Here is a 13,909-nt window from a genome sequence, read left to right on the forward strand (position 1 = left end):
AAGACTGGCCCCAACTCCACCGAGCCGGGGCCAGAACCCGAGATTTTCAGCAGCCTTCTAGTCGGGGCGGCGGCCCGAGAGGCCGGTCACGGCGGGGTGCTGGATGCGTGGGACGAGGACCTGGACCTCATGAGACCGCGATGAGGGACGCGGGAACTCCCTGCGGCCGTGGTCCACGATCACGACCTCATCGCCGCCTCCAGGACCCTCCCGGGACGGGACGATGCGTCGTAGGTGCGGCGGCCGGAGGCGCTGAGCTGCCGGCGGGCACGGTGTGAACACCGGCCTGCCGGCGCCCGGTTGCCCTGTTACCGAATACGGACAGAACGGAGTGAACGACGCTCGCACCGGCGGCATCTCATGGGGTGCAGCGAAACAGCGGATGCGGCAGGTCACCTGCGGGAGCAGGGAATGCCGCGTCCTGACCGACCATGGGGGAGCTTCATCATGACCACGTACCGTGCCCGCCGTAACGCCCGTTGCGCCGCCGTTGCCGCCGCCACCGCCGCGCTGGCGCTGGGTCTGACCGCCTGCGGCGGCTCCGACAACGGCCCGAAGGCGGTGGGAGGCGGCCACACCGCTGCCACCGCCCAGAACCGGTCCGCGACCGGCGGGGACCACAAGGGCAACGCGCCGCAGGCCGACAGCGGTGGCGCCACCAAGCAGGCTGCGCGCTCGGCGACCGCCTCGGGCGGAACGGAGGAGGTCGCGAGCACGACCACGACGGCCGGCGCCCAGCCGTGCCGTGGAGACGAGATGCTGATCACCGCGGTGCACCGGTTCGCCGGCCAGCAAGGCGACCACCTGCTGCTCACCGCCGTGAACGAGGGCACCAAGCCCTGCTGGGTCACCTCGTACCCGGCCGTGGTGCTCGACTGGAACGTCCACAACGTCGCACTGCCGCACTCGAAGAAGGACAACCCGGGCGGCGCCAGGCACATCACACTGCGGCCCGGAGCCAAGGCATACAGTGCGGTGAACCTCTTCGACTACGGCTCGAAGAACCACACGGCGCAGTCGCTCGCCATCGCGCTGCGCGGCGCGGACGGCCGCCACGGTGCCTTCTACTCCGTCGTCATGAAGGGCCAGAAGCAGCAGTTCAGCTGGAACGAGGCCGACGTGCTGAACTGGAGCACCGAGAAGCCGTACGACTTCTGACGCTAGCGTTGTGACCCGTGATCGTATGGCTCAACGGCACCCATGGCGCGGGCAAGACGACGACCAGTGTGCTCGTGCAGCAATTGATTCCGGATTCCCGGGTGTTCGACGCCGAGAAGGTCGGCGAGACGCTCATGGACATCACGCCGGGGCTGCCGGAGACGGACAACTTCCAGCACTGGCCGCCGTGGCGGCCGCTCGTGGTGGAGACGGCTCGCCAGGTACTCGACTACACCGGCGGCACGCTGGTGATGCCCATGACGGTCCTGGTCGAGCAGTATTGGCGCGAGATCAGCAAGGGTCTCGCTCAATACGCCATTCCGGTACGGCATTTCGTTCTCCATGCCGACCAGGACACCCTGCGCGGGCGCATCGCGGGCGACTCCGTCCTCGGACCCGACTCTCCCTTCCGCCTCAGGCACCTCGAGCCCTACGCCGAGGCGGCCCGTACCTGGCTGCACGCCGAGGCCGAGGTTGTCGACACCACGCACCTGACGCCCGCGCAGGCCGCCCTGCAGATCGCAGAGGCCGTCCACAGAGCTGATGTGCCGCTCCGCGAGAACCGCGTAGGGGAGGGGGAGGGGGTGGCAAAGGAATGATCTTCTCCCTGTCGGTGCGTGGTGGCCTCGACGCTCGCGCTCGCGGTGGCCCAGGGGCGCCGCGAGTTCGGGCTGCTGCGCACCGGACGGTTCGGCGCGCCCAGAGCCGGGCGAGAGCGGTGGGGGATCCGGGCCCAGGGCGGTGTGCAGCGTGAGTCCGCCGGCTTCTGTGGCCGGGCCGGTAGGGAGCTCAGCAGGCGGGACTGGTCGGGCGGGCGCGTGCCGGTTCGGTGATGGGGCGTCCGACTCTCTCCTGCGCTTCCGGCCGCAGCCACCGCCGGCCGCGGCTTGCATGGGTTCCGGCGTCACCGGTGGGTGAGCACGCGGAACTCGTTGCCGTCGGGGTCGGCCAGCAGCACCGCGCCGTCCTTGCCGGGGGCGGAGCCGAGAGGCTTTGCTCCGAGGGAGAGCAGGCGCTCGATCTCCACCTGTTGATCGCCGTCCGGCGCGAGGTCGAAATGCAGGTCCTTGCCGGGGTCCGGCATCAACGGCGGACCGCCCCACGTGATCTTCGTGCCGCCGTTCGGGGACTGGATGGCGGTCTCCTCGTCCTGGTCCCAGACCAACGGCCAGCCCAGCGCCTGGCTCCAGAAATAGCCCACGGCCTGTGAACCGTCGCAGGCGAGCGCTCCGATGACGCCGCAGCCGGCGAGGAAGTCGTTGCCCGGCTCGATGACACAGAACTCGTTGCCCTCGGGGTCGGCGAGCACCACATGGGACGCGTCCGGTCCCTGGCCGACGTCGGCGTGCTGCGCGCCGAGGGCGAGCGCCCTGGTCACCGTCTGCTGTTGATCCTCCAGGGAGGAACTGGTCAGGTCGAAGTGCCGCCGGTTCTGGCCGGTCTTCCGCGCCCGGGTGGGACGGAAACCGAGGCGGTATCCGGCGTCGTTCCCCGACGCCAGGGCGACGCCGTCGTGGAAATCGCCGGCTTCCTCCAGGTCCATGTCCAGGAGCCCGGACCAGAAACGCGCCAGGCGCTCCGGCTGGTGGGCGTCGAAGGAGAGTGCGATGAGTCGGCTGGTCATGGCGCCACGCTTCTTCGATCTGGTGAGTGCCAACTGTCGGCAGGGCGCCGTATCAGCGCCTCGAACGAGGATAGATACAGCTCTCCTGCGCGTTCGACGGCACATGTTCAAGGTTCGATGACCGCGGGAGACCAGCAGGGTGGCGACGGCCGTACCGAAGGCGTCATCACCCGCGCGAAGAGAATCATGAGTGACTACACCGTACGGACCCGGATCGGGGAGACACGGCGCGCGGCCGCCGCTCAGAGGCGTCGGCCGCGCGCTGACCAGTGGCTGTGCCCGGTCGTGTCTACTGGGGGCGGAAGGAACGAATCTGGTACGTGCCTTCGAGGCTGCCCCGGTGGCCCGATGCCGTGGAGCCGACGCGGTTGTGGTAGTTGTCCCGGGTGTAGTACTGCACGCGGTGTCCGGTGCGGTTGTAGACGGAGCGCACCTTCCAGCCCTTGCGGATCCAGGAACAGTCGTTGGCGGTGTTGCTCACGGACCTCTGCTTCCACTGGCAGCGGTGGCCGGACCCGTTCCATCCGTTGTAGATGCAGAAGTACCCCGACGAGCAGCTGTAGCTGGAGGCCTGGGCGGGCGCGGCGGTCAGGGCGGTGGCCGGTGCGGCGGTGATCCCACCGAAGGCCAGGGCGATGCCCACCGCCGGTAGTGCGAGTTTGTGCGTGATCTTCATCGGTTTGTTTTCCCCTCGTTTTCTGTACGGTCGCACGCGTCACCAGGGACGCGTCTTTCCGGCAGCCGTGACCAGCTGGTCCGGGCCGGGGCCCATGCTGCCGGGGCTACGGGGTCGGAGCTTGTACGAATGCGACTGGCGTGCCCGGATGTGCCGGAACCGGCCATATCTCGCTTTCCGTGACCGCTCCTTCTGCAGGTGTCCTAGGCTCGCCGACGTGCGATACGTCGATCGAGCGGGAGAATCGACTCATGTCCACGCATGTGCCGGAGCCGTTGCCGGGGGCCTGGCATCGGGGGAGCGCAGCAGGTGGCAGCCACGAACTGGTCGCCCGTCCCGCCGGCGTGGGGCTGCGCGACCACGTGCTCGGCTACCGCGGTTTCCGCTTCGGTGCGATCCGGGTGAGGCACCGTCTGATGGTTCCGGACGGTGTGGTGAAGGTGATGCTGGGATTCGGTGACCCACTCCGCGTCGTCGATCCGTTCCACCCGGCGCGCAGTGGCGGCGCGGCCTCGCTGGCCAACGGCGTCCGCACGACCGCCGCGATCGGCGAGCACACTGGCCTGATCTGCGGCGTGACCGTGCTGCTCACCCCGCTGGCCGCCTACCGGCTGTTCGGCGTGCCCTTGTCCGAGTGGGCGCACATGTCGGTGTGCCCGTCGGATCTCTGCCGTGCTCCTTGGGCCGGCCTGCCGACGCGTCTGGCCGCCATGCCGGACTGGGAGAGCCGTTTCGCCCTGCTGGACGAGGTGCTCCAGGCCGGTTTGCAGGCGGGGCCGGCCTGCAGCCCGGAAGTGGCATGGGCGTGGCAGGTGTTGAAGCGAACCGCCGGGCGGACCCGCATCGCGGCTCTCGCGACCGAGACCGGCTGGAGTCGGCGCCACCTCGAACGGCGCTTCCGCCGCCAGACCGGCCTCCCCCCGAAAGGGGCGGCGCAGGTGATGCGTCTGCAGGCCGCCCTGAGGCTGAAGGAAGCCGGTAACTCCTGGGCGGACGCGGCCGCACAAGCCGGGTACCACGACCAGCCGCACTTCGACCGGACGTTCAAGGCGATGACCGGCTGCACACCGAGCCACTTCCGTGCCCATCGCACTGCTGCCTCCCCCTACGATGCCCAGGACTTCGTCCCCGGCCAGGTCACAAGCGCCATCCTGCGCAACGCAGGCACTCGACCACCGGCTGCGTAGCAGCTGCCGCCGGTGGGCGGGGCTGAGGTTTCCCGCGCTGTGCGGGAGGCGCTGACTACCGGTGGGTGGTGTCGCCGCTGGTGCATGCGATCCCCCAGCCGTGGTTCCGAAGCCTTACCTCAGTGGTGTGTTTCTTGCCGAAGACCCACATCGGCGGTGTTGGTGACGCCTACTTCCGCGTTGTTCATGCTGTGGTGCCGGCCGCTGTTTCGGCGTTGGACGCGGCTGTGGTGGTGGCCGGCGCGGTCACGGTCCTACCGGTGATGGTCTCGGCCGGTGCGGGAGCCGCTGTGGCCGGCACTGTGAGGACGAGACCCGTGCGTGGCGCCGCGATCGGCAGGACGACGACGGCGCTTTCGGACGTTCATGGTCGTGATTCCTCCGTTGGTGGATGCGGCGCCGGGCCGGCTGCGGCCCGGCCCGTGCACAGAACCTACGGAAGACGCGCACATCCCGCGTCGAACCACCGCGGTAGACGTGCGGTAAACCTTCGCGGTAGATCCGCGTCGTGGATGACGGCACCCCACGCTGAGGCGCGGACTTGGCTGACCTCCCCACCGCGCGGACCCTCCACCGCCCTGACCCTCCACTGCGCTGACCTTTCCACTACGGCGAGGCCCACGACGCCGCCTGGCCGATCGCCGGCGGCACCGTTGCCAAAACAGCCGCCGCCCGAGCGCCGGCCGTCTCGACATCACCGGTGGGCGGGCAACTACCGCCCACGGGACGCGAGGATGAGGTCGCAGGCACGCTCGGCGACGGCGAGCACCGTCGCGTTGGAGTTGGCTGCGGGCAGCCGGGGCATCACGGAGGCGTCCACCACGCGCAGGCCTCCGACCCCGTGGACCCGTAGTTCGAGGTCCACCACGGACATCGCGTCGGTGCCCATGCGGCAGGTGCCCGAGGAGTGGCAGTAGGTCGCGGTGTTCTGCCGTGCGGACGAGGGCATCGGTGACGACCGTCAGATTCGGGCGGCCGAGGGCCGGCTCGAGGTAGGCGTCGTACGCACTTTGCCGGACGCCTTCGACGACGTTCAGGTCGAACCTGACTGCCCCCTCGGCGCCGGCCCCGTTGACGTCGGGGTTCAAGGCGTAGCCCTCGTCGGCCGCGGCGTCGAGGAAGGCCCGCACCAGAGGGCCGACGGGTGTGGCCGGGGCGACCTTCATGGGGCCGTCGGTGCCCCGCAGGGCCGGGTCGCGCGGCAGCTCCCCGCCTGCAGTCTCGCTGCGTTTGAAGTACGGGAGCAGAGCCTCATAGCCCCATCCCGCCGCCCCCTGTTCTTCCCAGCGCTGGTAGTCCTCGCGCGAACCCCTGATGTGGACCATGGCGTTGACGGAGCTGGATCCTCCCAGGACCTTGCCCCGGGGGATCGCCACCGAGGTCCCGTCGAGTTCTCGCTGCGGAATGGTGGTGAATGCCCAGTCGACGGACGATCCGAACAGCGCCGGCCACGCGGCCGGGACCGACATCAGGTCGGGGCCGGTTGCGGCGCCGGCCTCCACGAGCAGGACTCGCACGTCAGGGTTCTGGGTCAGCCGGGCGGCGAGGACACATCCCGCGGTGCCGCCTCCGACGAGTATGTAGTCGTACGTCGTCATCACTCGCTCTCTTTCGCCTTGCGTCTCGGACGGACCCGTTCGGCCGCCTGCCAGGTACACGAAGGTGATCGCGTGTTCCGTTCACGGAGCACACAGCGGTGGAGTGGAGGACTGCGGGTGGGGGACGGGCGGTGCCCGGTCGCTGCGGAGACGGAGAGCAGGGGGGTCACGGCCGGGCGCACGGGAGGTACTCGCGTCGGCGGCACTCCTGCTGGAGTGACCTGGGCGATGTACCGAAGTCCGGCGCTCGCGAGCCCGAGGAGACCAAGTCCTGGCGCCGGAACGGCAGATCGGCGGACTGTGGGGAGCGGGTTCCTCCGGTGGATACCAAGGGACCCGAAAGTGCCTTATTGCCCGGCGGGGACGGACGGATGACCCAAGCTCGGTGGCGGTATCAGAGGTATATCGCCCTGTGGCTTGGATGCCTTGCGCTGAGCGGGGCGGCACGGACCAGTGACCGAGCACGATCTGCCCGGCAGCACCGCCAGACAGCCGCGGAGTGTCCGGGCCCTGCCCTGCCACGCAGCTGATGGACTGCCACCAGGCGCGCGTACCGGCGCACAGCCCCGCGCGAGAGGGAAGGTCTTCCCTTTTCCGGACCGACCGCGAAGGCGACCGCTGCTCCTGGCAGGTATGAACCCTTTCGGGGACCGGTTTCGTGTGACCAGTACGCTCCCGGACTGCGGTGTGGCCACCAGAGAGATGCTGGCGGACGACCTGTGGTGCGGGCGACCCCTGTCCGAGACGAACCATCGGGACCTGTGATGCGCATCCTCTTCTCTGCAACTCCCGCCCACGGGCACATACTTCCCTTGCTTCCCCTTGCCCGCGCCTTTCGTGCTCGCAACGACGAGGTCGCCCTGCTGACGTCCGGCGGCCTCGCGTCCGCCTTCTCCGGAGAGGACGTCGAGGTCCTCGCCGCCGGGCCGGAGCTCGGCGAGCTGATGGGAGAGGTGATCGCCCGTACCGGCGCCGATCCGCTGGCCGGCCTCACTCCGGAGCAGGAGGCTGAGGCGTTCGCCGGCGTACGCGTCGACCTCACCGCTGACGTGGCGGAAGACGTTGTGCGTGGCTGGCGTCCTGACGTGATCATCAGCGAGCACTACGACTTCGTCGGGCCACTGCTGGGCGCACTGCTCGGGGTTCCGGTTGCCGTCCTCGCCTTCGGCCCCGCCATTGCACCGGACAGCGCCGCCCTCATGGCGTCCACGGTGCGCAGCCGTTGGTCCGCGCGCGGCGTGCAGGTCAAGGCGCCCGACTGGTACCTCGACACCTGCCCTCCGGCGCTGCAGATCGACGAATGGCAGCGGCCGCGGAGGCATATGGCTCTGCGTCCCGAACCCCACCGGAACCCGGGGAGCCCCTCCCGGGTGGTGGCCTCCCGAGTGCATGTCCCTGAGGACAGTGCGAGGGTGCTGGTGACGTTCGGAACCATCTTCTCCTCCCCCCAGGTCCTTGGACCGATTCTTTCGGAACTGGGTGATGCGGGATGGGAAGTGCGCGCCACGACCGGTCTTGTCTCGACGGCCGCCGAGTACGGAGTCGATCAGGACAGAGTGACTCTGGTCGAGTTCACTCCCCTTGACGAGTTGTTGGCCGACATCGATGTCGCCGTGATCCATGGCGGGGCCGGCAGCACCCTTGGGCTCCTGAGCGCGGGCATTCCGTTGGTGGTGGTGCCTCTGGGAGCCGATCACCAGATCCAGGCCGACCGGGTCACGGCTGCCGGCGCAGGCGTGACCGTCAGCTCAGGGGCCAACGGGCCGGACATCGCCAAGCTGGTGGCACACGTGCTGGGGGATGCCTCTTACCGGGCCGGCGCCCAGCGCGTCGCTGCTGAAATCGCGGCCCTTCCCTCGCCCGATGACATCGCAGCGCGGCTGCGGGTGGAAGTCGGCACGTGGAACAACTGAGTTCCACACGCGGGGCACAGTCACGCGCTGACGGGAGCCCTGCCCGCTGCATGCCTTGCGCGAAGCGGACTCCGACCGTCTCCCGTTGGACGGCACTCCCGCGGAGCGCCACCGGGGCGACGACAGGTGCGCCGTACGCCGGCACGCACCACCGGCACGGGTGAACGCGCACCTGGGGGATCGATTCGGCGGGGCAACTGCTGCGGATCTCGCCCGCACTGCCCGGCCGTGCCCCCGACCCGGCGGTGCCGCGCCCCGCGCCGGATCATCCGGATCCGGTGCGGGGCGCGGCGTCCGGCGCTCGTCGACCGGGCCCGGACGGGAGGGCCCGTGGGTGACGACATTCCGCAGACGCCCACCGGGCCGTGCGCCCAGACCCGCCCGGCGTAGCGTCGACCAAGTGCTGTCCGCGGTCCGGGCACGGGCCGGGTGCGGTGTCGTGCGACGGCAGTCGATGGCGTCCCTTGAAGTGGTGTAGTCGTTCTTGGCCGATGAGCGCCCCCGGCTCGCCACCGGGTTGCCCCTGGTGGACCGCTCGTGCGCCCTGAACGAGGACGGGCCACCGTGCAACTCTCCGCGGTGAACGGTGAATCCGACCGGGAGGTGCACGATGGCCCTGGCCCATGATGACCTGAACCTGTGCGGCAACTACTGTCCGTCTTGATGTTGCCGGGCTGCGTCGATGCGGGCCTGTAGCTGCGCGCGGGTTCGGGCCTTGGAGCCTTCGGCCGGGGCGATGTAGATGTCGTGGCGCGCGAGGAGTTCGGCAGCTCCGTCTGCGCATCGGTTCAGGTAAGTGCGGTGGCAGTCGAGGATCTCGGTGATCAGGACGGTTGTGGCCACCCGGCGGGCCCGTAGGACTGCGGCCAGTACGCGGATGTGATGTTCGAGTTGGCCGGTTCCGTGTGCGGAGGGGCGCTGACGGGGATGGCCGGTGCGGCGGGTCAGGTCGCGGTCGGCGAGCCACTGCCAGTCGTCGGCGACCAGCTCGACCAGGGAGTCCAGCTCCTGGCGGGGCATGCCGGTCAGGGCCGGGTCCGACAGCCAGGAGGTGGCGGCGGGATCGGTGCGGCGAGGCGGCGTTCGCTGCGGTTCCGGGGCTGGATGCAGGGTGTAGTTCCAGTCGCCGTGGAAGGCGTCGCGGCTCAGCGGGAGGGAGGCGACCTGCCAAGGGGTGGGGTTCTGCCCGGTGGGGTAGCGGTGGGTGTCCAGCTCGGCCCGGACGACAAGTCCGGTGCGGGTGTGAGTCGAGGCGATCGCCTTGACGGCGACCTCGTGGCTGGTCAGCGGGATGCCGCGCCATGCGCAGGTGATCCGGGAGAACAGCCGGTGTTCGACCTTGTTCCATTTACTTGTGCCGGGCGGGAAGTGGCAGACCGTGATCGGGATGTCCATCTCGCGGGCTAGGGCGGCCAGTTGCCACTTCCAGGTGTGAAAGAGAACGCCGTTGGGTCCGCCGGCATCGGCGGTGATCAGTAGGGCGGTGGCGTGGGGGTGGTCGAGGTGCCCGCGGTCGTACCACCAGCGGCGGATCGACTCCACTGCGAAGGCGGCGGTGTTGCGGTCGGTGCCGACGTTGACCCAGCCGCTGCCCTTGCCGAGGTCGTAGATTCCGTAGGGGGTGATCAGGTCGGTGTCGGCCGGGAAAGCGTGGTCGTCGACCTCGATCGGAGTGCCCTTGGGGCGCCAGGTGCGGCCCGGACGCTGATAGTTGCCAATGGCCTCCTTCTTCTTCGCATCCACGCTGATCACCGGCTGCCCGTCGGCAAGAAAGGCATCGACGGTGGCATGGATGTGCCGGAACTGCGCATCCCGGTCGGGGTGGTTGCTCCCGGAGCGGGTCTGCGCGGCGGCCTGCAGCGAGTAGCCCATCTGGTGCAGCAGCTTGCCCACGGTGCTCGCGCCGACCGGATGCCCCGTGGCGGTCAGCTGCTCAGCCAGGTCACGGAGCGAGGCAGTGGTCCAGGGCAACACCGAGGCCGGATCGCCCAGCTCGGTCGGCTCGATCAACGCGTCCAACGCCGACTGCAGCCCGGCATCGGTCGTGGTCAACGGCTTGCGACCACCACCCGGCGCGCGTTGCCGGCCCAGAACGGAAGGGCTCCCACGTAACTGGTGCAGCCCGCGACTGACGGTGGTGGTGGACACACCGGCCGCCGTGGCCACCGCGGTGATCCCGCCGTGCCCCAACGCCTGCGCTTCCGCGCCCAGATACAGACGACGCTGCCGCTCGTCCAGATGCGGCAGGACCGCCTCGAACTTGCCGCATAACGCTGCGACGGTTCCCGACGAGACCTTCATGCCGTGCGCCTACCCGCACGCCGGTCCGAAACCGGCAGAACCAGCAGTAGTTGCCGCACAGGTTCCCTGCTCCGCCTTCTGGAGTCACTACGCTCGGCGGATGGACTGGAGATCGTCCGGGCCGCGGCCGAACGAGTCCTGCAAGAACTGATAGAAGCCGAGGCGACACAGCACATCGGTGCCGCATGGGGCGAGCACACCGAGACCCGCACCGCCTACCGCAACGGCCACCGCGAACGGACCCTGACCACCCAGGCCGGCGACCTGGAACTCGCGATCCCCAAACTCCGCGCCGGCACCTTCTTCCCCAGCCTCCTGGAACGCCGGCGCCGCGTCGACCAGGCCCTCTACGCCGTCATCATCGAGGCATACGTCCATGGCGTGTCCACCCGCAGCGTCGACGACCTGGTCAAAGCCCTCGGCTCGGACACCGGCATCTCCAAGAGCGAGGTCTCCCGGATCTGCGGCGACCTCGACGAAAGCCTCGCCGCCTTCCGCAACCGCCCCCTGGACCACACCCGCTTCCCCTACGTCTACCTCGACGCCACCTACCTCAAGGCCCGCGTCGACCACCAGATCGCCTCCCGCGCGGTCGTCATCGCCACCGGCGTCACCGAGGACGGCGGCCGCGAAGTCCTCGGCGTCATGGTCGGCGACAGCGAGAACGAGATCTTCTGGACCAACTTCCTGCGTGACCTGCGTAAACGCGGCCTGAACGGGGTCCGCCTCGTCATCTCCGACCAGCACCTCGGCCTGGTCGCCGCCATCGGCAAGGTCATGATCGGAGCCGCACACCAGCGTTGTCGTGTTCATTGAAGCCGTCAAGAATCAACCTGTCGGTGTGTCGTGTTCGCTCTGCGCGGCAGTGAGGAGATCGGCTGCGGTGCGGTAGCGGGTGGTGGCCGGGGGTGGGAGGAGTCCACCTTCCGCGAGCAGGGGTCGGATCTCGCGGATGACGTTGCCGATCAGGGATCTGCTCACGTCGCCCAACGCGTCGGCGAGGACGTCCAGAGTGCATAGTTTCCGCAGGTAGAGGACGGCGAGGATGACGCGTTCCTTGTCGCCGATCTTCTGAGGGAAGACGCCGCCGCGGCTGCCCGGCTGGCGGTCGGTGCCCCGGCGCTGGTAGGAGGCGCGTTCGATCTGAGCGAGCTGGCGTGGGGCGAGACGGCGGGCGAGTGCCTCCAGGTCTTCGCGGGACATGCCGGTCAGGCGCGGATGGGACAGGCTCTCCATGATCCGGGTGCGCGTCGGGGTTTGGTCGGTGTCGAGGAAGGTCATCAGCGCGTCCGCCGTGGTGAAGCGGGTGGGGGCGTATCCGGGCTGGTGGCCATGGTCCTCCAGGACCCGGCGAGTCTCGGCGACGAGGTGGCCGACGCATTCGGGGGTGACCTCCAGCATGTCGCTCAGCAGCTTCATCGAGCACACCTGCCGTTGGTAAAGGAGAGTCAGCGGCACCCGGGTCGCGTCGTCGAACAGCGGCTTGCTGCCGCGTAGCTTTCCGGTGGCCCGGCGGGCGCGTCCGCCGCGCTGTTCGCTGTAGCGTTCCTGGGACCGGGCGGCCTGGAGTGGGGCCAACTCGGTGCACAGATCGGCGAGTTGCGTGCTGCTCAGTCCGGTCAGGCGTGGGTCGGCCAGGCGGGCCAGGAGCGCGCGACGCCGTTCGGCGACGCCGTGTGCCTCCCCGGTGGCGGGCGGGGTCTGCGCCGTGGCGGGTTCGGGCAGCAGGGTGTAGTTCCACTGGCCGTGGACATCGTGCTTGACCAGGGGCAGGGCGGCGAATCGGTCCTTGCTGATCGCGATGCCGGTGGGGTAGTCACCGCGGTCCAGGCGGGCCTCGACACGTAGTCCGGCCCGGGTGCGGGTGGCGGCGATCGTCTCGACGACGACATCGTGGCTGGTCAGGGGGCGTCCACGCCAGTTGTGGGTGATGTGGGAGAACAACCGGTGCTCGATCTTGTTCCACTTCGAGGTGCCGGGAGGGAAGTGACAGACGGTGATTGCAAGGCCGGTCTCGGCGGCCAGCGCGGCCAGCTCGCTCTTCCAGACCCGGTAGCGGTAGCCGTTGGAGCCGCCGGCATCCGCGGTGATCAGCAGCCGGGTGGCCTGCGGATAGTCGTCGTGCCCGCGGGCCTTCCACCAGCGGCGGATCGACTCGACGGCGAAGGTGGAGGTGTCATGGTCGACGCCGACGTTGACCCAGCCGGCGTTGCGGGCGATGTCGTAGATCCCGTACGGGATGGCCTGCTCGACGTCCGGTCCGCTGAAGAAGAAGTGGTGGTCCTCGACCTGCACCGGCTCGCCCTTCGGGCGCCACTCGCGTCCGGCCATGGGCAGGCGGCCGATCTGCTCGCGTTTCTTGGTGTCCACGCTGATCACCGGCTCGCCCGCCGCCTGGTGCTGCTTGACCTGCTCGTTGAGGTAGTGGAACTGGGCGTCGCGGTCGGGGTGTTGGGTACCTTCGAGGGTCTTGGCGTTGCCCTGCAGGCTGAAGCCGGCCTGCTTCAGCAACCGCCCCACTGTCGGGGCGGAGACCGGGTGGCCCTGCCTGGCCAGTTCCTCGGCCAAGTGGCGCAGCGACTTCGTCGTCCAGCGCAACGGGGACTCCGGATCGCCGCGCTCATCGGGCTCAACCAGGGCCATCAGCGCGTTCACCAGGCCGGGGTCGAGTTCCTCGGCCAGTTTGCGGCCCCCACCCTCGGCGCGGATGCGTCCGCCGGGCAGCGGCCCGACACCGGACTCCAGTTCTGCGATCCCCCGGCGCACGGTGGTCTCGCTCACGGCTGCCGCCCTGGCGGCAGCGCGTATCCCGCCGTGTCCGAGCAGCCTCGCCTCGGCCGCCACGGCCAAGCGGCGCTGCCGTTCGTTCAGATGCGGCAGCAACACCGAGAAACGGCAGTCGAGTTGGGACAGCATCTCCTCCGTGATCGCCATACCAGGCCAACGAGTCGCTGATCGCGAAGCAACAGGTTGATTCTTGACGGCTTCATTTCGTCCGCAACGTCTTCTCGGTGATCCCGAAGCAGCACGCCGAGATGGCCGCCGCGACCATCCGTACGATCTTCGCCCAGCCCGATGCCGTCTCGGTCCGCGCCCAGCTCGACACCGTCGCCGAGGCTTTCGGCAAGCAGTTCCCCAAGGTGAAGGAGATGCTCCTGGACGCCAAGGACGAGCTGACCGCCTTCGCCGACTTCCCCCACCAGCACTGGAAGAAGATCCAGTCGACCAACCCGCTGGAGCGCTTAAATCGCGAGATCAAACGCCGGGCCGACGTCGTCCAGGTCTTCCCCAACGACGCCGCCGTCGAACGCCTCGCCACCGCCGTCCTGATCGAACTACACGACGAGTGGATCGCCTTCCCCCGCCGCTACCTGTCCAACGAGAGCATGGACAGCCTCTATCCGGACAAGACCACCCTGCTGCCCGCCACCGACGAATGATCGCCTACACCA

General features: G+C 69.1%; 9 protein-coding genes and 3 pseudogenes. 6 read left to right on the forward strand and 6 right to left on the reverse strand.

Annotated elements, in window-relative coordinates; genetic code table 11:
• Nucleotides 1–447 precede the first annotated feature (447 nt).
• A complete protein-coding gene (locus tag ACJ9NR_RS37970) occupies nt 448–1,158 on the forward strand; it encodes a DUF4232 domain-containing protein (RefSeq protein WP_412492871.1) in 711 nt (236 codons plus the stop codon).
• 17 nt (nt 1,159–1,175) lie between these two features.
• Complete coding sequence (locus ACJ9NR_RS37975; RefSeq protein ID WP_412492872.1) at nt 1,176–1,757, forward strand: P-loop nucleotide/nucleoside kinase family protein; 582 nt, start codon at nt 1,176–1,178, stop codon at nt 1,755–1,757.
• A gap of 305 nt (nt 1,758–2,062) precedes the next feature.
• On the opposite strand, the gene ACJ9NR_RS37980 is transcribed toward ACJ9NR_RS37975, so the two are convergent.
• Both ACJ9NR_RS37980 and ACJ9NR_RS37985 read right to left on the reverse strand, forming a co-directional pair.
• A complete protein-coding gene (locus tag ACJ9NR_RS37980; protein WP_412492873.1) occupies nt 2,063–2,782 on the reverse strand; it encodes a VOC family protein in 720 nt (239 codons plus the stop codon).
• Between the two features lie 289 nt (nt 2,783–3,071).
• Nucleotides 3,072–3,458, reverse strand: coding sequence for a peptidase inhibitor family I36 protein (locus tag ACJ9NR_RS37985; RefSeq protein WP_412492874.1), 387 nt, complete (start codon nt 3,456–3,458; stop codon nt 3,072–3,074).
• A gap of 251 nt (nt 3,459–3,709) precedes the next feature.
• On the opposite strand from ACJ9NR_RS37985, the gene ACJ9NR_RS37990 reads away from it, so the two are divergent.
• On the forward strand, nt 3,710–4,645 hold the full coding sequence (locus ACJ9NR_RS37990; RefSeq protein ID WP_412492875.1) for a helix-turn-helix domain-containing protein: 936 nt from the start codon (nt 3,710–3,712) through the stop codon (nt 4,643–4,645).
• Nucleotides 4,646–5,357: 712 nt separating this feature from the next.
• Here ACJ9NR_RS37990 and ACJ9NR_RS37995 read toward each other — a convergent pair.
• Together ACJ9NR_RS37995 and ACJ9NR_RS38000 are read right to left on the reverse strand one after the other, a co-directional pair.
• On the reverse strand, nt 5,358–5,594 hold the full coding sequence (locus ACJ9NR_RS37995) for a GMC oxidoreductase (protein WP_412492877.1): 237 nt from the start codon (nt 5,592–5,594) through the stop codon (nt 5,358–5,360).
• A 46-nt stretch (nt 5,595–5,640) separates the two neighbouring features.
• Nucleotides 5,641–6,243: pseudogene (locus ACJ9NR_RS38000) on the reverse strand (GMC family oxidoreductase); the annotation flags it as partial.
• Between the two features lie 764 nt (nt 6,244–7,007).
• Between ACJ9NR_RS38000 and ACJ9NR_RS38005 the strand changes: the two are divergent.
• Nucleotides 7,008–8,156, forward strand: a complete 1,149-nt coding sequence (locus ACJ9NR_RS38005; protein WP_412492973.1) for a glycosyltransferase — start codon at nt 7,008–7,010, stop codon at nt 8,154–8,156.
• A 648-nt stretch (nt 8,157–8,804) separates the two neighbouring features.
• Here ACJ9NR_RS38005 and ACJ9NR_RS38010 read toward each other — a convergent pair.
• The gene (locus ACJ9NR_RS38010; protein ID WP_412512778.1) at nt 8,805–10,457 is read right to left on the reverse strand and encodes an ISAzo13 family transposase; all 1,653 of its coding nucleotides are present in this window, start codon (nt 10,455–10,457) and stop codon (nt 8,805–8,807) included.
• A gap of 66 nt (nt 10,458–10,523) precedes the next feature.
• Between ACJ9NR_RS38010 and ACJ9NR_RS38015 the strand changes: the two are divergent.
• Nucleotides 10,524–11,270 (forward strand): annotated as a pseudogene (locus tag ACJ9NR_RS38015) (IS256 family transposase); the annotation flags it as partial.
• Nucleotides 11,271–11,285: 15 nt separating this feature from the next.
• On the opposite strand, the gene ACJ9NR_RS38020 reads toward ACJ9NR_RS38015, so the two are convergent.
• Nucleotides 11,286–13,391, reverse strand: a complete 2,106-nt coding sequence (locus ACJ9NR_RS38020) for an ISAzo13 family transposase (protein ID WP_412494822.1) — start codon at nt 13,389–13,391, stop codon at nt 11,286–11,288.
• A gap of 47 nt (nt 13,392–13,438) precedes the next feature.
• Between ACJ9NR_RS38020 and ACJ9NR_RS38025 the strand changes: the two are divergent.
• Nucleotides 13,439–13,897: pseudogene (locus ACJ9NR_RS38025) on the forward strand (transposase); the annotation flags it as partial.
• Between the last annotated feature and the right edge of the window lie 12 nt (nt 13,898–13,909).

Source organism: Streptomyces sediminimaris (assembly GCF_047049295.1).
GTDB classification, from domain to species: Bacteria; Actinomycetota; Actinomycetes; order Streptomycetales; family Streptomycetaceae; genus Streptomyces; species Streptomyces sediminimaris.